Source organism: Arthrobacter sp. KN11-1C, from assembly GCF_052180225.1.
In the GTDB taxonomy this organism is placed as follows: Bacteria; Actinomycetota; Actinomycetes; order Actinomycetales; family Micrococcaceae; genus Arthrobacter.
In genome coordinates this window covers 2901029-2919188 of sequence record NZ_CP197467.1, presented here as the reverse complement: position 1 = coordinate 2919188, position 18160 = coordinate 2901029, and the positions used below count along the sequence as shown (strand labels likewise).

At 65.9% G+C, this 18160-nt stretch carries 18 protein-coding genes; 15 read left to right on the top strand and 3 right to left on the bottom strand.

The genetic code is table 11. From position 1 onward, the window contains the following. The first annotated feature begins 10 nt into the window (after nucleotides 1-10). The 5 genes from ACSBOX_RS13640 to dapF all read left to right on the top strand — a co-directional run bounded on the left by ACSBOX_RS13640 (nucleotide 11) and on the right by dapF (nucleotide 5501). Nucleotides 11-571, top strand: coding sequence for a regulatory protein RecX (locus ACSBOX_RS13640; RefSeq protein WP_442542927.1), 561 nt, complete (start codon nucleotides 11-13; stop codon nucleotides 569-571). 128 nt (nucleotides 572-699) lie between these two features. Continuing rightward, nucleotides 700-1950, top strand: coding sequence for a lytic transglycosylase domain-containing protein (locus tag ACSBOX_RS13635; protein ID WP_442542926.1), 1251 nt, complete (start codon nucleotides 700-702; stop codon nucleotides 1948-1950). Nucleotides 1951-2098: 148 nt separating this feature from the next. Then, on the top strand, nucleotides 2099-3553 hold the full coding sequence (gene miaB, locus ACSBOX_RS13630) for a tRNA (N6-isopentenyl adenosine(37)-C2)-methylthiotransferase MiaB (RefSeq protein ID WP_442546031.1): 1455 nt from the start codon (nucleotides 2099-2101) through the stop codon (nucleotides 3551-3553). Between the two features lie 6 nt (nucleotides 3554-3559). Next, nucleotides 3560-4501, top strand: a complete 942-nt coding sequence (miaA, locus tag ACSBOX_RS13625) for a tRNA (adenosine(37)-N6)-dimethylallyltransferase MiaA (protein ID WP_442542925.1) — start codon at nucleotides 3560-3562, stop codon at nucleotides 4499-4501. A gap of 31 nt (nucleotides 4502-4532) precedes the next feature. Further along, nucleotides 4533-5501 (top strand): diaminopimelate epimerase, encoded by a 969-nt coding sequence (gene dapF / locus ACSBOX_RS13620; protein WP_442542924.1) that lies wholly within the window; start codon nucleotides 4533-4535, stop codon nucleotides 5499-5501. Here the strand turns inward: dapF and ACSBOX_RS13615 are convergent. Next, a complete protein-coding gene (locus ACSBOX_RS13615) occupies nucleotides 5482-6096 on the bottom strand; it encodes a class I SAM-dependent methyltransferase (protein ID WP_442542923.1) in 615 nt (204 codons plus the stop codon). The genes dapF and ACSBOX_RS13615 overlap by 20 nt on opposite strands. A gap of 387 nt (nucleotides 6097-6483) precedes the next feature. On the opposite strand from ACSBOX_RS13615, the gene hflX reads away from it, so the two are divergent. Together hflX and ACSBOX_RS13605 are read left to right on the top strand one after the other, a co-directional pair. Further along, entirely contained in the window at nucleotides 6484-8046 is a 1563-nt protein-coding gene (hflX, locus tag ACSBOX_RS13610) for a GTPase HflX (protein ID WP_442542922.1), read from the top strand. Next, nucleotides 8039-10096 (top strand): ATP-dependent DNA helicase, encoded by a 2058-nt coding sequence (locus tag ACSBOX_RS13605; RefSeq protein ID WP_442542921.1) that lies wholly within the window; start codon nucleotides 8039-8041, stop codon nucleotides 10094-10096. Before hflX ends, ACSBOX_RS13605 begins: the two co-directional genes overlap by 8 nt. 141 nt (nucleotides 10097-10237) lie before the next feature. Here ACSBOX_RS13605 and lexA read toward each other — a convergent pair whose 3' ends face one another. Beyond that, nucleotides 10238-10987 (bottom strand): transcriptional repressor LexA, encoded by a 750-nt coding sequence (gene lexA / locus ACSBOX_RS13600; protein WP_059387803.1) that lies wholly within the window; start codon nucleotides 10985-10987, stop codon nucleotides 10238-10240. A 367-nt stretch (nucleotides 10988-11354) separates the two neighbouring features. Here lexA and ACSBOX_RS13595 point away from each other — a divergent pair, with 367 nt between their 5' ends. From ACSBOX_RS13595 to ACSBOX_RS13560, 8 genes are all read left to right on the top strand, one after another. Further along, the gene (locus tag ACSBOX_RS13595) at nucleotides 11355-11714 is read left to right on the top strand and encodes a LysM peptidoglycan-binding domain-containing protein (RefSeq protein WP_442542920.1); all 360 of its coding nucleotides are present in this window, start codon (nucleotides 11355-11357) and stop codon (nucleotides 11712-11714) included. A 92-nt stretch (nucleotides 11715-11806) separates the two neighbouring features. Then, nucleotides 11807-12925: a histidinol-phosphate transaminase gene (locus tag ACSBOX_RS13590; RefSeq protein ID WP_442542919.1), complete on the top strand. Its 1119-nt coding sequence runs from the start codon at nucleotides 11807-11809 to the stop codon at nucleotides 12923-12925. Between the two features lie 43 nt (nucleotides 12926-12968). After that, a complete protein-coding gene (gene hisB, locus ACSBOX_RS13585) occupies nucleotides 12969-13595 on the top strand; it encodes an imidazoleglycerol-phosphate dehydratase HisB (RefSeq protein WP_078105662.1) in 627 nt (208 codons plus the stop codon). Next, the gene (gene hisH, locus ACSBOX_RS13580; RefSeq protein WP_442542918.1) at nucleotides 13592-14347 is read left to right on the top strand and encodes an imidazole glycerol phosphate synthase subunit HisH; all 756 of its coding nucleotides are present in this window, start codon (nucleotides 13592-13594) and stop codon (nucleotides 14345-14347) included. The genes hisB and hisH overlap by 4 nt, the downstream gene beginning before the upstream one ends. Nucleotide 14348: 1 nt before the next feature. Then, nucleotides 14349-14507, top strand: coding sequence for a hypothetical protein (locus ACSBOX_RS13575; protein WP_171983385.1), 159 nt, complete (start codon nucleotides 14349-14351; stop codon nucleotides 14505-14507). Between the two features lie 47 nt (nucleotides 14508-14554). Then, entirely contained in the window at nucleotides 14555-15301 is a 747-nt protein-coding gene (gene priA / locus ACSBOX_RS13570; protein WP_442542917.1) for a bifunctional 1-(5-phosphoribosyl)-5-((5-phosphoribosylamino)methylideneamino)imidazole-4-carboxamide isomerase/phosphoribosylanthranilate isomerase PriA, read from the top strand. Continuing rightward, the gene (locus ACSBOX_RS13565) at nucleotides 15301-16203 is read left to right on the top strand and encodes an SseB family protein (RefSeq protein ID WP_442542916.1); all 903 of its coding nucleotides are present in this window, start codon (nucleotides 15301-15303) and stop codon (nucleotides 16201-16203) included. Before priA ends, ACSBOX_RS13565 begins: the two co-directional genes overlap by 1 nt. Nucleotides 16204-16261: 58 nt before the next feature. Continuing rightward, a complete protein-coding gene (locus tag ACSBOX_RS13560) occupies nucleotides 16262-17596 on the top strand; it encodes an MFS transporter (protein ID WP_442542915.1) in 1335 nt (444 codons plus the stop codon). A gap of 83 nt (nucleotides 17597-17679) precedes the next feature. On the opposite strand, the gene ACSBOX_RS13555 is transcribed toward ACSBOX_RS13560, so the two are convergent. Next, a complete protein-coding gene (locus ACSBOX_RS13555; protein ID WP_078105657.1) occupies nucleotides 17680-18066 on the bottom strand; it encodes a DUF1844 domain-containing protein in 387 nt (128 codons plus the stop codon). Nucleotides 18067-18160 lie beyond the last annotated feature (94 nt).

The following is an 18160-nucleotide window of genomic DNA, read 5'->3' as shown; positions in this document are numbered from 1 at the left end:
CGATTCGTCCGTGGCCGCGGACCCGGAGGCCAACCCGGAATCAGTGGCGCGGGCCATTGTGCTGCGCCAACTGACCAACTCGCCCAAGAGCAGGCTTCAGTTGGCGCGCAAGCTGGCTGAGCGGAACGTGCCGGAAGATGTGGCCGAAGCCGTGTTGGACCGCTTCGAGGAAGTCCGGCTCATCGATGACGCCGAGTTCGCGGAGATGTGGGTCCGAAGCCGTGCCCAGTCGAGGAAACTCGCCCGGGGTGCCTTAAGGCGCGAATTGGCGGACAAAGGCATCGACGCCGAAACGGCGGAGAAGGCCCTCGCGCAAGTGAGCGATGACGACGAAACAAACGCGGCCAGGGACTTGGTCGCCCGCCGTTTGCGGGCCGGCTCCGACCTTTCCGACAGGACCGAGCGTGACAAGCAGACCCGGCGGCTCGCGTCGATGCTTGCCCGCAAGGGCTACCAGCCATCGGCGGCATTCCGGATTGTCGGCGAAGTCCTGGACGAAACCTTGGCGGGGGAGTCGGAGTCCCGCAATGCCAGGACAAACGGCGGTCCTGGAGGGGACGACATCGGCTAGACGGGGCCGCCGGGAAACTGAGAGCTGCCTGTGAGTATTGGCTCGGGCGGCGGGGTTGGCCGGGTTCTTGGTGGTGGTCGGCTAAGGTTCTGGACTAGTGTTCCGAGTCGGAAAGCAGGTCAGATCCAATGAATCCGTTGTCGTTACGGCTTTCGGCAATCATTGTGCCCTTGCTTGTCGCGTCGCTTCTCCAAGCCGGCCCGGCTTCGGCGGACGACGATGCCCCGCCGTCGGGCTATCCCAGCTGGGCAGAAGTGCAACAGGCCCAGGGAAATGAAGCAGCCGCAAGCGCCGAAGTGGACCGGATCAACCAGTTGTTGGCCGGCCTTCAGCAGAAGTCCGGCGAGCTGGGCGCGGCGGCCATCAAAGCGGGAACCGAGTACGCGAAGGCCCATGACGCCCTGCAGCGCCAGCAAGCAGTCACCCAGAAACTGGCTGAGGCATCGCAGCAGGCCAAGGCAAAAGCGGATTCGCTGAAGAAGGCCACGTCTTCCTTGGTCGTCAAGGCATACGAGTCCGGCGGCTTCGATCCGGGGCCCTGGTCCGTAGCGAACGCCGCCATCGCGCCGGACAACATTCAAAGTTACGCCTTGCTGAACAGGGTTCTCGATCGCACGTCGAAACTGCACGATGACGCCCTGAGCGCGTCCCAGGCGTCAGCCGCCGCAACCGCCCAGGAACAAGCCGCCCGCGATGTCCTGGCTCAACTGGACAGTGACGCCGCGGCAAAGGCCCAAGCCGCGGAGTCTGCAAGGCGCGCCGCCGAAGACAGCGTCGCCGCCACGGACGGCCAGCGGAAGACCATGGTCGCCCAGCTTGCGTCCTTGACGTCCACCTCGGCCGCGGTGGCACAGAAGTACCAGGAAGGCCAAGTGGCGCTTGCCGCCTACCAGGCGGCCCAGGAAGCCAAGAGGGAGGCGGCGCAGCGCCAAGCGGAAGCCGCCGCCGCGGCAGCGGCAGCCCAACAGGCCCAACAATCCCAGCAAAACCAGCAGGCCGCACCGCCGCCCGTCAGCAGCGGTGGCGGCGGCTTCGGTGGCGGCGGAGGTGGTGGCGGGGGAAGCGTTGTCGACGACCCCGCAGGTGCACGGCAATATGCGTCGTCCCGGCTCGGCGCCTTCGGCTGGGGGCAGGACCAAATGCAGTGTCTGTCACTCCTGTGGACCCAGGAATCAAGCTGGATGACGGATGCCACGAATCCCAGCAGCGGCGCCTACGGTCTTGCGCAGGCGCTCCCGCCGGACAAGTACTATTCCGCGGGCAGCGACTGGCTCAGCAACTACCGGACCCAGATCGATTGGGGCCTCGGCTATATCCGTGACCGTTACGGGTCCCCTTGCAACGCCTGGCAGCATGAGATGGGCTTCAACTGGTACTAGTCCGAGGGGCTACCCTAGATTGGTGAGTTCCCCTTCCGCAGCACCAGCACCAGCCCCCGTTCAGCAGCCCATACCGGCCCCGGTCGGCGATCCGGCACCAGACCATGGGGCGAAGCGCACCTACCAGGTCCGGACCTTCGGTTGCCAGATGAACGTCCATGACTCCGAGCGCATGGCAGGGCTCCTGGAGGACGCAGGATACGTGCCGTTCGATGGCGGCGTCGCCGACGTCGTGGTGTTCAATACCTGCGCCGTGCGTGAGAACGCCGACAACAAGCTTTACGGCAACCTCGGGGAACTCAAACAAGTCAAGGCAGCCCATCCGGGAATGCAGATCGCCGTGGGCGGATGCCTGGCGCAGAAGGACCGCGAAACCATCGTGCGCAAGGCACCGTGGGTGGATGCGGTGTTCGGCACCCACAACGTGGGGGCGCTGCCCGCGCTGCTGGACCGGGCCCGCCACAACAATGAGGCACAGCTCGAAATCCTGGAATCGCTGGACGTGTTCCCGTCCACCCTGCCGACCAAGCGTGACTCCGTGTACTCGGGTTGGGTTTCCATCTCCGTCGGTTGCAACAACACCTGCACCTTCTGCATCGTGCCTTCGCTCCGTGGCAAGGAGAAGGACCGCCGTCCCGGAGAAATCCTGGCCGAAATCCAGGCATTGGTGGACGATGGCGCCGTCGAGGTCACCCTGCTCGGCCAGAACGTGAATTCCTACGGCGCGGAGTTCGGGGACCGCCTGGCGTTCTCCAAGCTGCTCCGCGCCTGCGGTGACGTCGAGGGCCTCGAGCGTGTCCGCTTCACCAGCCCGCACCCGGCCGCATTCACCGACGACGTCATCGATGCGATGGCCGAGACGGCCAATGTCATGCCGCAGTTGCACATGCCCCTTCAGTCCGGCTCGGACAAGGTCCTCAAGGACATGCGCCGCTCGTACCGTTCCACCAAGTTCCTGGGCATCCTGGACAAAGTCCGCGACAGGATTCCCCACGCCGCGATCACCACCGACATCATCGTGGGTTTCCCCGGCGAGACGGAAGAGGACTTCCAAGCCACGCTCGACGTCGTCGAGAAGTCGCGCTTCGCGTCGGCCTTCACCTTCCAGTACTCCAAGCGCCCGGGCACCCCGGCAGCGGACCTTCCCGAACAGCTGCCCAAAGCCGTCGTCCAGGAACGCTACGAGCGGCTGACCGCCCTCCAGGACCGCATCGCGGCCGAGGAGAACGCGAAACAGCTCGGGCGCCGGGTTGAACTGCTTGTCACCGCCCAGTCCGGCCGCAAGGCCGAGGAAACGCATCGCCTGTCCGGTCGTTCCCAGGACCAGCGTTTGGTCCACTTCTCCGTCCCCGAAGGCGCAGAGGCCCCGCGGCCTGGCGACTTCGTCACTGTGACGATCACCGAGGCCGCTGCCTTCCACCTCGTCTCCGATCCGGCGACGACGGCGGACTACAGCTTGCGGCGCTCCCGGGCCGGTGACGCGTGGGACCGCTCCCAGGCCGATTCCTGCGGAGCTCCGGCACCGAGTGCCGCGGGCGCCGGGTCCGGCGGCCTGAAAGCCGTCTCCCTCGGTATGCCGTCGCTCCCCGTACGACGCGGCTAGCCCGGGATGGCAGCAGTTCCAGCCGGATCAGCTGATCCGCATCCGCCCGTGGTCGCCGTCGTCGGCCCCACCGGTTCCGGCAAATCCGATCTCGCCGTCAACCTCGCCCTCGCGATCGACGGCGAGGTCATCAACGCCGATGCCATGCAGTTCTACCGTGGCATGGACATCGGCACGGCCAAGATCAGCGTCGCTGAACGCAAGGGAGTGCCCCACCACCTCCTGGACACCCTGGATGTCACGGAGGAAGCCAGCGTCTCGGCTTTCCAAGCCGACTGCCGGGCCGCCATCCGTGACATCCACAGCCGCGGCAAGCGGGCCATCCTGGTGGGCGGCTCCGGCCTCTACGTCCGGGCGGCGTTGGATGTCCTGGAATTTCCCGGAACGGACCCCGGCATACGGCAGCGGCTGGAGCTGGAGCACGAAACTTCCGGTCTTGCGGGCCTCCAGGAACGGCTGCAACGCGTCGACCCCGTTTCTGCGGGACGGCTCGGTGACGCGCGCCGGATCATCCGCGCGCTTGAAGTCTTCGAGCTCACCGGTCGCCCGTTCAGCTCCTTCATGCCGCAGCGCGAGTACTTCCAGCCGGCCGTGCAAATAGGGCTCGACGTCGACCGCCCAGTGCTGCGCGAACGTTTGGCCGAGCGGGTCCAAAGGATGGTCGACGCTGGACTCCTTGACGAGGTCGCGCGGCTCGACGCCGCCGGACTGCGCCAAGGCAAGACGGCATCGCGGGCGCTCGGATACGCCCAGTTCCTGAAGGTCCTCGACGGCGATTCCTATACGGCAGCCGCGGCCGAAGAGACGATCGTGGCCACCCGGCAATTCGCCCGGCGCCAGCTCACCTGGTTCCGGGCCGACCCCCGGATCCACTGGCTTGGCTGGCAGGATCCGGATCTGGTGGCCAAAGCGACAGAAATCTGCGCAAGCCACGTGTCCGTGATTTAGGCACGACCCCTCGGGCAGGTAGCCTTGAGCCATGGATGAAACCCTTGCATTTTCCGCCCCGCAGCCTGCCGCTGCCGGCGGTTCCGTACCCGCTTCCGGACTTCACGGACTGGCCTTCTCCAAGGGGCACGGTACGGGCAATGACTTCGTCCTCGTCGCAGATCCCGACGACGCGCACCAGATCTCACCGGAGCAAGTCGCAGCGCTCTGTGACCGCCACCTGGGCATCGGCGGGGACGGGCTCATCCGGGCTGTCCCCTCACGGTTCCTGCCCGAAGGCCTCCAGCTCCTCGAAGCGGACTCCGATGCCGAGTGGTTCATGGACTACCGCAATGGAGACGGTTCGTTGTCCGAAATGTGCGGCAACGGCGTCCGGGTGTTCGTCGAATTCCTCATCGAGCAGGGCCTTGTCGCGCTCAACACAGGCGAATCCCTGACCATCGGGACGCGGGGCGGCATCAAGAAGATTGTCCGGACCACCGACGGCTATGCGGTGGACATGGGCCCTTGGGAATTCATTTTCCCCAAGGATGCCACGAGCAAGGCCATGGACTCCCTCGTCAGCGCCGATGGACTGGAAGTCGCCCGGCCCGCCCTTTCCATCAGCATGGGCAACCCGCACACCGTCGTGGCATTGGCCGAACTCTCGGAACTCAAATCCACGCAGCTCTTCAAGGCGCCTGTCGTGGACCCCAAGCCGGCCAACGGCACCAACGTGGAATTCGTTGTTCCCGCAGAGCCACTCGTCCACGAAGGCATCGGCAACATCACCATGCGGGTCCACGAGCGCGGCGTGGGTGAGACCCAATCGTGCGGCACGGGTGCCTGCGCGGCCGCCGCCGCCATCCGCCACTGGGCCGGGGAAGGCGCCCCGGACACGTGGCGCGTCAAGGTGCCGGGCGGCCTCGTCGGCGTGCGGTTCTTCCCGGGCGACAGCGGCCGTGAACACGTGGAGCTGAGCGGCCCCGCCGTGATTGTCGCTAGCGGGACGCTTTCCTGATCCGCAGGACGCGGAAGGATTTCGAGGTGCTTTCCCGGGATACCGAGAAGGAACCGTCGAGGGTATCGGCCAGCCAGCGCTGAAGCGAGTCCGCCCCGAGGTTTTTCTGCACCACGAGCCAGGCGGTTCCACCCGGCGCGAGCCGTGGCAGCCACGTGAGCAGCAGTTCGTGGAGTCCATCCTTGCCGATGCGGATGGGCGGGTTGGACCAGATGGTGTCGAACATCACGGCAGGGTCGACGTCGCCGGGCAGGCTCGCGGTGACATTCCCGAGTTCCAGCACGGCGGCGTTCTCGTTCGTCAAGGTGACGCAGCGCTCGTTGACATCAACGGCGTAGACGCGCGCATGCGGCGCCATGAGCCCCATCGTCAGCGCAATGGGACCCCAGCCGCAGCCTATGTCCAGCAGGTTTCCCTGTGGGGCAGGCGCCGGAACCTCGGAGAGCAGGATCGCGGTTCCCTTGTCGATCCCGTCGGGGCTGAAAATGCCGCCCGATGTCTGGAGGCGGCGGGTCGCGCCGGCCAGTTCCACCGTGAGGGGCTTGCGGGTGAACGGCCCCGCGGGCTGTGCGCTGAAATAGTGAGCAGACTCCATAGCTTGCCAGATTAGTGGCCAGCAGCGGGCAAAGGAAACCGCGCACCGCCCCGAACCGGCTCAACCCGTGCTTGACGCGGTCTGGTAGTCTGGTGCGCATGTTCTTGATCTCCGAGTAACCGACACCGCCCGCGACGCAGGCCTGCATCATGTGCAGCGCCATTCCGCCTTGGCATGTCCGCTCCAGACGCTGCTCTTAGCGCCTGGACACTCAGCAGATCGTCCCCCTTCCGCCCTTGGGATCCGTGCACGCAATCCGCGCAGCCCGTCCGGATGGATACCCAGACCGTCGGCAGAGGCTTGCCAGGCATCAGCCCTGCGCGAATTCCGCGCCACAAGAGACGAATCGGCACTATTCTGGAAATGCCGAACCCCCTAAAGGAGACCATGACCACGCAGAAGAACACCGGACCCGATTCCGACGCCCAGGACATGAGTCCTGAAGAAATCCAGGCTGTCATCGACCGGATTCTCTCCAAGGACGCACCTGCCATGGTGCAGGACCGCGACGAAACCAGGGGCGTGTTTGGCAAGGCCCAGGCGATTTCCCGCCTGGACGAAGAACACAGCATCTACGACGGCGACCAAGAGGACCTGGCCGAGCGCCGCGCCTTGCGCCGCACCGCCGGCCTGTCCACGGAACTTGAAGACGTCACCGAGGTCGAATACCGGCAGCTGCGCCTTGAGCGCGTCGTGCTGGCAGGCCTCTGGACCGAAGGCACCCTGGCCGACGCCGAGAATTCCCTCAGGGAACTTGCCGCCCTGGCCGAAACGGCCGGCTCGGAGGTCCTGGACGGGATGGTCCAGCGGCGCATGAAACCGGACCCCGGGACATTCCTTGGCTCAGGCAAGGCGATGGAGCTCAAGGACATCGTGATGTCCACCGGCGCGGACACCGTGGTGGTCGACGCCGAACTCGCTCCGTCCCAGCGCCGTGGGCTTGAGGACATCGTCAAGGTCAAGGTGGTGGACCGCACCACGTTGATCCTCGACATCTTTGCGCAGCACGCCAAGAGCCGCGAGGGCAAGGCCCAGGTGGAACTGGCACAGCTCGAATACCTGTTGCCGCGCCTGCGTGGTTGGGGCGATTCCATGTCCCGCCAGGCCGGTGGCCAGGTGGGCGGTGCCGGCGCCGGCATGGGTTCCCGTGGTCCGGGTGAAACCAAGATCGAACTGGACCGCCGTCGAATCCGCACACGCATGGCAAAGCTGCGGCGTGAAATCGCGGCGATGAAGCCATCGCGCGAGACCAAGCGGGCCAACCGCCGTCGTCATGCCGTTCCTTCGGTTGCCATCGCCGGTTATACGAACGCCGGAAAGTCGTCGTTGCTCAACCGACTGACCGACGCCGGTGTCCTCGTGGAGAACGCGTTGTTCGCCACCTTGGATCCCACGGTCCGCAAGGCGCAGACACCTGACGGGATCGGCTACACGCTCTCGGACACTGTGGGCTTCGTGCGTTCGCTGCCCACCCAGCTCGTGGAGGCATTCCGTTCCACCCTGGAAGAGGTGGCCGACTCCGACCTGATCCTCCACGTGGTGGACGTATCGCATCCCGATCCGGAAGGCCAGATCGCCGCCGTCCGCACCGTGTTCAGCGAAGTGGACGCCCGGAAGATCCCGGAAATCATCGTCCTGAACAAGGCGGACGCCGCGGATCCGTTCGTCATTGAGCGGCTCAAGCAGAAAGAGCCTCGGCACCTGGTCGTCTCCACCCGCACAGGGCAGGGCATCGCCGAGCTCCTAGGAGCCATCAGCGAGGCCATTCCGCGCCCCGGCGTGCGCCTTGAGGTCCTGATTCCGTACAACCGCGGAGAGCTCATCAACAAGCTGCACAACACCGACGCCGAAATCCTCAGCCTCGAGCATGAGGAGGAAGGCACCCGCGTGGTGGCCATGGTCCATGAGAACCTGGCAGCCGAGTTGGAGTCGTTCGTCAGCAATGGTTGATCCAGAGGCGGGGGAGCGCGGCGAAACCATGGGGGAACGGACCGCCCTGAAACTCCTGGATAGGGCCGTTGCCGGCATGGGCGGGCAAAACCGCACGGGCCAACACCAGATGGCCAGGCAGGTGGCGCGGGCGATCGAGACCGGCGAACATCTCCTGGTCCAGGCGGGCACAGGCACGGGCAAGTCCCTCGCGTACCTGATTCCGCTGATTGCGCACGCGATGGAAAGCAACAAGCCCACGCTGGTGTCCACGGCTACCCTCGCCCTGCAGACACAGATCGTTGGCCGGGACCTGCCCCGCCTCCTGGAAACCATCAATCCGGAGCTGGAGCGCCCGGTCAGCATCGCCCTGGTCAAGGGCCGGGCCAACTATGTGTGCCGGCACAAGCTGGAGGGCGGTTTCCCGAGCGAGGAGCCTGCTGAGGGGCAGTTGTTCTCCCTCGGCGAGGACACCAGTGTTCCGCATCTCGCGGCAGCCATCGGCGGCCCCGCATCGCAGCTTGGCAAGGAAGTCCTGCGGCTCCGGGAGTGGGCCGGGAAGACCACCACAGGGGACCGGGACGAACTCATGCCGGGCGTAACGGACCGGGCCTGGCGCCAGGTTTCCGTGACCTCCATGGAGTGCCTCGGCGCGCAGAAGTGCCCGATGGCTGAGGAGTGCTTCAGCGAACTCGCGCGCCACCGGGCCGCGGAGTCCGACGTCGTAGTCACCAACCACGCGATGCTCGCCGTCAGCGCCTTCGAAGGCCTGGCCGTGCTGCCCGAATACGACGTCGTGGTGGTGGACGAGGCCCATGAGCTCCAGGACCGGGTGACCGGAGCCGTGTCCGGCCAGCTGTCGGTGGCGATGATCCATGCCGCGGCCTCGAGCGCCCGCAAACATACAGCCATCACCGTGGACGCGCTGAACGCTGCCGCCGACCGCCTGGAACTCGCGATCATCGGTGCGCCGTCCGGCCTCCTGCCCAACGGGCTCAATGACGAACAGCTTGATTGCGTGGACCAGCTCCGGGAAGCGTGCCGTGCGGCGCTTTCCGATTCGAAGGGGGATTCGTCCAACGCGGTCGACGGCGGACGCCAGCTAGCGCGCTCACGGCTCATGCTGATCCTCGAGTTGTGCGAACGGCTGCTCTCCGCCCGGGAAAACCGGGAAGTCGTGTGGCTGTCCCGGAACAGCACCTTCGATCCGCAGCAGGGCTACACGGCGCCCGACGAGGATTCGCCGGCGCTCATCAACATCGCGCCGCTCAGCGTTGCCGGACGCCTCCGGGAAGGTCTCTTCGCAGGCCATACCGTGGTACTGACCTCTGCCACCTTGGCCATTGGCTCTGCCTTCGAGGCCACTGCCGGCGGCCTTGGCCTGACTGGCCAAGGCGCCCCGAGCTGGACCGGCGTGGACGTCGGCTCGCCCTTCGACTATCCGAAGCAGGGCATGTTGTACGTCGCCAAGCACTTGCCCAAGCCGGGGCGCGGCACCTCGCCCGAGGCGCTCGACGAACTTGAAGAGCTCATCAAAGCGTCCCACGGCGGAGCCTTGTGCCTGTTTTCGTCCCGACGTGCAGCGGAGGACGCCGCGGAAGCGATGCGATCGCGCCTGGACGTGGACATCCTGTGCCAAGGCGAATCGACCATGGCCGCGTTGGTCAGGCAGTTTGCCGAAGAAGAGGACACGTGCCTGTTCGGCACCATGTCCCTTTGGCAGGGCGTCGACGTTCCTGGCGGTTCCTGCCGGCTGGTAGTCATCGACCGGATCCCGTTCCCTCGTCCGGACGATCCCCTGATGACGGCACGGTCCCGCGCGGTGGCCCAGTCCGGGGGCAACGGTTTCATGGCGGTGTCCGCAACGCACGCGGCCATCCGGCTGGCCCAAGGAGCCGGCCGCCTCATCCGTTCAACGGGGGACAAGGGCGTGGTGGCTGTACTGGATTCACGGCTTTCGACGGAACGCTACGGCAACTTCCTCCGGGCAGCGTTGCCGCCCTTCTGGCCCACGACGGACCGTTCAGTGGTACGCGGTGCGCTCGAGCGGCTCTACGCCGAGTCGGCCTGAGGGGACCGCATCTGCACGTGGCGGAGTGAGGCCGGCGAATCCGGCGTTTGTTTCCGATCCCGGAGCCTGTTGGCCCGGAGCTGAAAACAAGCCCCAGTCCCGGGAGCGGGTCCTCGGCTACCTCGTTTTGAAGTGCGCGTCCTAGAGTGAGCGCAGCACCGAGACGACCTTGCCCATGATGGTGGCATGGTCGCCCAGGATGGGTTCGTACTGCGTGTTCTGGGGGAGCAGCCATGTGTGGCCGTCGCGCTGACGGAAGGTCTTGACGGTGGCTTCGTCGTCCAGGAGCGCGGCCACGATGTCGCCGTTGAGCGCGTCGTTTTGACGCCGCACCACCACCCAGTCGCCATCGCAGATAGCGGCGTCGATCATGGAATCACCGGCGACCTTCAGCATGAAGAGCTCGCCATGGCCTACCAGCTGGCGGGGCAGCGGCAGGACGTCTTCAACGGTCTGGTCGGCCAGGATGGGTCCACCGGCAGCAATGCGCCCCACGAGGGGAACCATGGCCGTGTCGCTGGCACTCGCGAGCTCCGTGACGGCCAGGCCGCCCGCGCTGCGGAGTTTCGCCGGAGCTTCGACGCCGGGAATGACCGAACCGCCGTCCAAGGTCAATGGCATGAGGACTTCCATCGCCCGCGGGCGCTTGGGATCGCGACGCAGATAGCCGAGCTTCTCAAGTTGTGACAACTGGTGCGTGACACTGGACAGGCTGGCCAAGCCAACGGTGTCACCGATTTCGCGCATCGACGGCGGATAGCCATGATCGTTCACTGAACGCTGGATGGTCTCCAGGATTTTCTTCTGGCGGACGGTCAGGCTCTTGGGGGCCTTCTGCGGCTGCTGGCTCCGCGCTGAGGCCGACCCGCTGCCAGTGGCTTTCGCTGCCATGTTCGCCAACGCCCTTCCGTTCCGCCCGTCCGCCGCTGGGGCGCTTGCCGGGACTGTCGGCCTGAAATGTCAGACCCTCCTGTTGCACTGATTCAGTGCTCGTTCCTTCACTCAAACGTAGGGCAGGCACAGGCGTTTATCAAACATTTGTTCTAGCGAGTCTCGACATCGTTCGTTGATAAGTGCTAAAAATGTCATAGCAAGGTTCGAATATGTGTTCTATAAAAGTGCCGCGGGATCCGGGTGTTCGTTCGAATCGTTCGAAGACATGGACGATCAACCGCCTCGCAAGCACTGACTGAAGGCAAGAATTGGCAGCCGCACCCAGAGATTCCGGAATGCGGCATTGTTCAGAAGGGCTCAGCTCATGTCCGCAATCACCATCACCCACACGCCAGGCCGCAGTGCGGCACCGGGCCGGCTTCGCCTGACTCGCCGGGGGCGCATGATCTTCTTCGGCCTCCCGGCAATGCTCGCGGTTGCAGCGCTGCTCAGCCTGGCCGGATTCCTGAATTCACCGGCCAAGGCTGCTGATTCCGCCGCCGAGCTGCAGCCCACGTCCAGCACGAGCGTCACGGTCCAAACGGGCGAATCCTTGTGGGGGATTGCGGGGAAGGCAGCGCCTTCCCGGGATCCCCGCGATGTCGTTGCGGAGATTATCCAGCTGAACAACCTCCAGGACGGGCGCATCGTACCTGGCCAGCAGTTGTTCATTCCTGCCACCTGAGGGCACTTTCGTCCGGGGCTGCGGCCCGCCTGAGCGGGGCGCAGGGCCGTCACAGTTTCAGGGCATCCGCCGCGGCACCTTAAACTGTCATGGTGAGTGAGCAGCTTGAGCGACTTGACCGCCTTCCCCTCCGGACCAACCTCCGCGGCCTGACCCCGTACGGCGCGCCGCAGCTTGATGTCCCGATTTTGCTCAACGTCAACGAGAATACGCATGGCGTACCGGCCGATGTCCAGGCGGCCATCACCGAAGCGGTGGCGGCAGCCGCGACCGGACTGAACCGCTATCCGGACCGGGAGTTCACCGAACTCCGCGAGGCCTTGGCGGAATACCTTGGCCACGAGCTCACTGCCGAGAACATCTGGGCGGCCAACGGTTCCAATGAAGTGCTGCAGCAGATCCTCCAGGTTTTCGGTGGCCCCGGGCGGTCCGCGCTCGGATTCCCTCCCACGTACTCCATGTACCCCCTGCTGGCCAGCGGCACCGACACCGCCTATATTGCGGGTGTTCGCGGCGATGACTACGGACTCGATGCAGCCTCGGCCGCCGCGCAGGTACGCGAACTCAAACCGAACGTCGTGTTCCTTTGCTCGCCGAACAACCCCACCGGCACCGGGCTTGGCCTGGATGTTGTCGAAGCCGTGTACGAGGCAGGCGAAGCAAGCCAGACAGTGGTGATCGTTGACGAGGCGTACCACGAGTTCGCCCATGACAACACGCCAAGCGCGCTGACACTCCTCCCTGGCCGGGAGCGCCTGATCGTCTCCCGGACCATGAGCAAGGCCTTCGCCCTGGCCGGTGCACGTATCGGCTATATGGCCGCTGCCCCCGAGGTCGCCGACGCGATCCGCCTGGTCCGCCTTCCGTATCACCTCTCCGCCATCACCCAGGCGACTGCGCTGGCCGCCCTCCGGCACCGCGAAGCCCTCATGGCCGACGTCGAAGACATCAAGGTCCAGCGCGATCGCATTGTCAGCGAGTTGACCCGCATGGGCTTCACGCCGGCCGCCTCCGATTCGAACTATGTGTTCTTCGGCGGAATCGAAAACCCCCACGCCCTGTGGCAAGGCCTGCTGGAGCGCGGAGTCCTGATCCGCGACGTCGGCATACCGGGCCACCTCCGGGTGACGGCAGGCACGGAGCCGGAGACCACGGCCTTCCTTGAGGCGCTCGAAGCCTTGCTGGACGGCCAGGCCCCCTCACCGGCCTAGACTTGGACAAGCCCCACCACTCCTTCCTCCTAAGGACATATCAATGAGCGAAAACGGCGCCAGCACGGCGGCCGCCCGGACAGCACGCATGGAACGCACCACCAGTGAGTCCTCCGTCCTGGTTGAAATCAACCTCGACGGCACGGGAGTCTCGGACATCAGCACCTCGGTGCCGTTCTATGACCACATGCTGACGGCGCTCTCCAAGCATTCGCTCATCGACATGACCGTCAAGGCGACGGGAGACACCCACATCGACGCCCACCACACCGTGGAGGACGTTGCGATCACCTTCGGCGAGGTCCTGCGCACCGCTTTGGGCAACAAAGCTGGTATCCGTCGCTTCGGCGAGGCCACGGTTCCCTTGGATGAAGCGTTGGCCCACGCCGTCGTCGACGTTTCCGGACGCCCTTACCTGGTCCACGGCGGTGAGCCCGCCGGCCAGGAATACCACTTGATCGGCGGGCACTTCACCGGTTCGCTGACCCGTCACGTCTTCGAGGCCATTACCCTGCACGCCGGCATCTGCCTGCACATGAATGTCCTGGCCGGCAGGGATCCGCACCACATCGTCGAGGCCCAGTTCAAGGCATTCGCCCGTGCACTCCGTTCCGCCGTCGAGTCCGATCCCCGCGTCGAAGGCATTCCGTCCACCAAGGGTGCCTTGTGAGTACGCACATCCTCAAGGACGGCGCCGTGGTGGATCCGAAGGCCGCCAGCCGTATCGTCTCGCCCGAGGGTAAGCCGACCGTGACGGTCCTTGACTACGGCTCGGGCAACGTCCGCTCCGCGGTCCGCGCGCTTGAGCGTGCCGGCGCGGCGGTCACCTTGAGCGCCAAGCCTGAAGACGTCCTGAACGCCGACGGGCTCCTGGTCCCCGGCGTCGGCGCTTTCGAAACAGTGATGCGCGAACTCAAGGCAGTCGACGCCATCCGGATGATCGGCCGTCGTGTAGCCGGGGGCAGGCCCGTCCTCGGCATCTGCGTCGGGCTCCAGGTGCTGTTCGAAGCCGGCGTGGAGCACGGAACCGAAGCGGAAGGCATGGGCGAGTGGCCGGGCAAGGTGGAGCTCCTCCCTGCGCCCGTTGTCCCGCACATGGGCTGGAACACGGTGGACGTGCCGGAAGGCTCGAAGCTGTTCGCCGGCGTCGAGCACGAACGGTTCTATTTCGTGCACTCGTACGGCGTGCAGAAGTGGGAATTCGACGTCGTCCAGCCACGCATGGCCCCGCCGAAGGTCACCTGGTCCGAACACGGCGCCCCCTTCATCGCCGCCGTGGAAAACGGACCCTTGTGCGCCACCCAATTCCACCCCGAGAAATCGGGCGACGCCGGAGCCCGGCTCCTGCGCAACTGGGTTGAGGGCTTGCGTCCGCAGGCCAAGTCCCAACCGCAAGCGAGCGAAGCCGAAGGAACTGCCTGATATGTGGTCCGTTATTCTCATGGGCACGGCCGGGCTGCTGGTCGGCGGCGGAATCTCCTTCCACCAGCAGAAACGTCCCGCCTGGGTTTCCGTTTCGTTCTACGTACTCGCCGGCCTTGCACTGCTGGCTGCCTATCTCTTCACCCTGGCCCCAAAATGACACGGCCGCGCAACTGACGCCCGTCCCCACAAACACCGAGGACTTCAATGACCACCGCCTCCGAACTGCCAGTTCTGGAACTCCTGCCCGCCGTCGACATCGTGGATGGCCAGGCCGTCCGCCTCCTTCAGGGAGAAGCCGGTTCCGAGACAAGCTACGGCACCCCGCTGGAAGCAGCGCTGAACTGGCAGAATGCCGGCGCCGAGTGGGTGCACATGGTGGACCTCGACGCCGCCTTCGGCCGCGGCAACAACGCCGGCCTCATTAGCGAGGTCGTTTCGCAGCTGAACGTCAAGGTGGAGTTGTCCGGCGGACTGCGCGACGACGAATCCCTTGAGCGCGCACTCGAGCTCGGCGTCGCCCGCGTGAACCTGGGAACCGCCGCGTTGGAGGACCCGGAATGGACCCGCCGGGCCATCGACCGCTTCGGTGACAAGATCGCCGTCGGACTCGACGTCCGCGGCACAACGCTCGCGGGCCGGGGCTGGACCAAGGAAGGCGGGGATCTCTGGGAAGTGCTGGCCCGCCTCGAGGACGCCGGCTGCGCCCGCTACGTGGTCACCGACGTCACAAAGGACGGAACCCTGCAGGGGCCCAACGTCGAGCTGCTGCGCCAGATGGTGGAAAAGACCGGCAAACCTGTCATTGCGTCCGGTGGCATCTCGAGCCTGGAGGACCTGCGGGTGCTCCGCGAACTCGTGCCGCTCGGGGTCGAAGGAGCGATCGTCGGCAAGGCGCTGTACGCCGGGGCCTTCACGCTTCCTGAAGCCCTGGACGTCGCCGGACGCCGCTGATGTCCCACGATCCACAGTCCCCGGCCGCTGACAAGGATTCGACTCCGGCGCCCCGGCAGTTGCCCGGGCACATCGCAGCGGCCCTCGCAGGTGCCGGGGGAGCAGTCGATTCCGCCGGCCGGCCCTGGGCGGGCCGGGACCTGAGCGGAGACGCCGCCAAGATCCACAACTTCGAAGACGACGACGGAACGGCCGACGCCGGGTATCTCGCCGCCGTCGCGGCCCTGCTCGCGGGCACGGGCAGCGAGGCCGGTGTGGTGGCTTCCTTGGCGACTGCCAGGGTCTTCGTTCCGGTCGTGGCCCAGCTCGCTGAGGAAGCCGAGGGCGTGGACGGCCTCCATGCCGACAAGCAGGCCGACATGGCGCTCGTGACACTGAAAGCGCCGGATGGCCGCACGGCGATGCCCGTGTTCACTTCGGCCGGCGCACTTGAGTCCTGGCACACGCAGGCCCGTCCCGTCGCGGTCTACGCGGCCCGGGCAGCGCTGTCGGCTGTCTCGGAGGGAGCCCAGCTGCTCGTCCTGGACCCCGGTTCCGATGTCACCTTCGTCGTGCGACGGCCCGCCATGTGGTCGCTGGCACAGCAACGTGACTGGACGCCGTCGTACCTTGATGATGAACTGGAGGCTGCTCTCAATTCCCTGGCAGGGATGTACCCGGCCGTGCGGCGCCTGGAGGTGCGGCCGGGATCGGGAATGGCTTCGCGCACGGCTGACGGATCGGCCATGGCCGGCGGAGGACCCGGGCCCGAATTGCGCGTGGTGCTGTATCTCGAAGACGGCTTGGACGCCGCCGCGGTGCAGGACCTCGTCGCCGGGCTGAACGGGCGTTGGGCGCAGAATGAATTGTTCGCCGAGCGGGTTGACTCCATCGAAGTCAGCCTGCAGCGGGCGGCACAGTAGCCGAAGGCACAGGGGGAACGTCCTTGTCCTGCCCTCGGCAGAACAGAGGATGTAGCTCGTGAATTTCTCTCTCTACCGGGAGATGCTGTCCATCACGTCCGTGCGGCGTCTCCTCTTGGTGGGCATGGTGGCCCGCATACCGCACTCGGCAGCGGGAGTCCTGCTCACTTTGCACATCGTGCTCACCTTGGGCAAGGGATATGCCGCCGCCGGTGCTGCCGCCGCGGTCTTCACCATCGGCATCGCGATCGGCGCTCCGTGGCGGGGCCGGCGCGTGGACACCGTCGGACTGCGCAAGGCGCTTATTCCTTCGGTGGTGTCGGAGCTGGTGATTTGGTCCGTGGTGCCCCACGTCAGCTACGAATGGATCCTTCCACTCGTCTTCGTCGGGGGCCTGCTCACGTTGCCGATCTTCAGCGTCATCCGGCAGTCCCTCGGTGTCCTGGTTGATGGCGAGCAACGGCGATCGGCCTATGCCCTGGACTCCATCGGCACCGAAGTGGTCTTCATGATCGGCCCCGCGGTGGGCGCAGTTGTCGCTACCAGCGGCTTCACGGTCGTCGGCCTGACCATCGTCGGCGTATGCACCTCTGCCGCCGGGCTGTTCTTGTTGTGGTTCAACCCGCCCACCCGCAGCGAAGGCGTCCTGGATGCCGGCCAGACGGCTGACCGGGATGCCGATGAGCTCCATGCGGCCGAAGCTGCCGTGGTGGCATCGGCGCCAGCCCATCTCCAGGAAGCCGCTTCCGAGATGGCTCCGACCGTTTCCCAGCCTTCCGGGCTGCGGGGAAAGATGGCCCGGAACTTCACGTGGTTCACCGCGGCGGTGGCCGCCGTGTTCGCCGTCGCCGCAGGATCAGGCATGGTCCTGAGCGGCACCGACGTCGGAATCGTCGCGGTGTTGCAGCGCGGGGGGCACGAGAGCCAGATCGGAATTGTCTTCTTCTTCTGGTGCGCCTCTTCGGTAGTCGGCGGGCTCATCTACGGCGCCATGCACCGGCCCGTTTCACCCATCCTCCTCCTGCTGGGCATGGCAGCCCTGACCATCCCTATGGGCTTCGCCGGGGACACCTGGACCCTTGCGTTGTTGTCGCTGCTCCCCGGCCTGCTCTGCGCGCCGGTGTTGTCCGCGGCATCGGAAAAGGTCGCCGACCTCGTGGACGAGGAACGGCGTGGAGAGGCAATGGGTTGGTATGGCTCGGCCCTCACGGCCGGGGTAGCCTTCGGTTCGCCAGTCGCGGGGCTCTTCATCGACGGAGTGGGGCCGTGGGCCGGCTTCGTCGCCATCGGGACCGCGGGAGTGATCCTGTGCCTGGCCGGGCTGTTCCTCCAGCTGCGTCGGCGCCGGGGCATGACCATCACCCGGGCCGGCGCGGGGGATCCCGCCAGCTGAGTTTCGCCCAAGGGCGATAGTACGACGACGGCGGGCCGGCCAAGGAGGCCAACCCGCCGTCGCGGTGGTACAGGTAGTCCGGATCAGTTGACCGGGCCGGTGAACTTTTCGCCCGGGCCCTTGCCCGGCTCGTCCGGGATCAAGGACGCCTCGCGGAACGCAAGCTGCAGGGAGCGGAGGCCGTCGCGCAAGGGGCCGGCATGCTGCGAGCCGATTTCCGGTGCTGCGGCAGTGACGAGTCCGGCCAAGGCGGTGATCAGTTTGCGGGCCTCGTCCAGGTCCTTGAGCTCCTCGGCCTCGGGGTCGTCGGCCAAGCCCACCTTGACGGCAGCTGCGCTCATGAGGTGAACGGCGCCGGTGGTGATGACCTCGACAGCCGGAACTTCCGAAATGTCGCGGATCTGCTGGCCTACTCCGGCATCGGTGCCGGTGGGCTCGTGGTCGAGGGAATTGCTGTCTGAAGTGCTCATGCTGGTAAGCTTGTCACAGACCGACTGGAAGTTGCCATTTCCATGGCATACGCAGCGCTCGGGCCCCCATCGTAAATGTGCGGTTGGTTGCCGA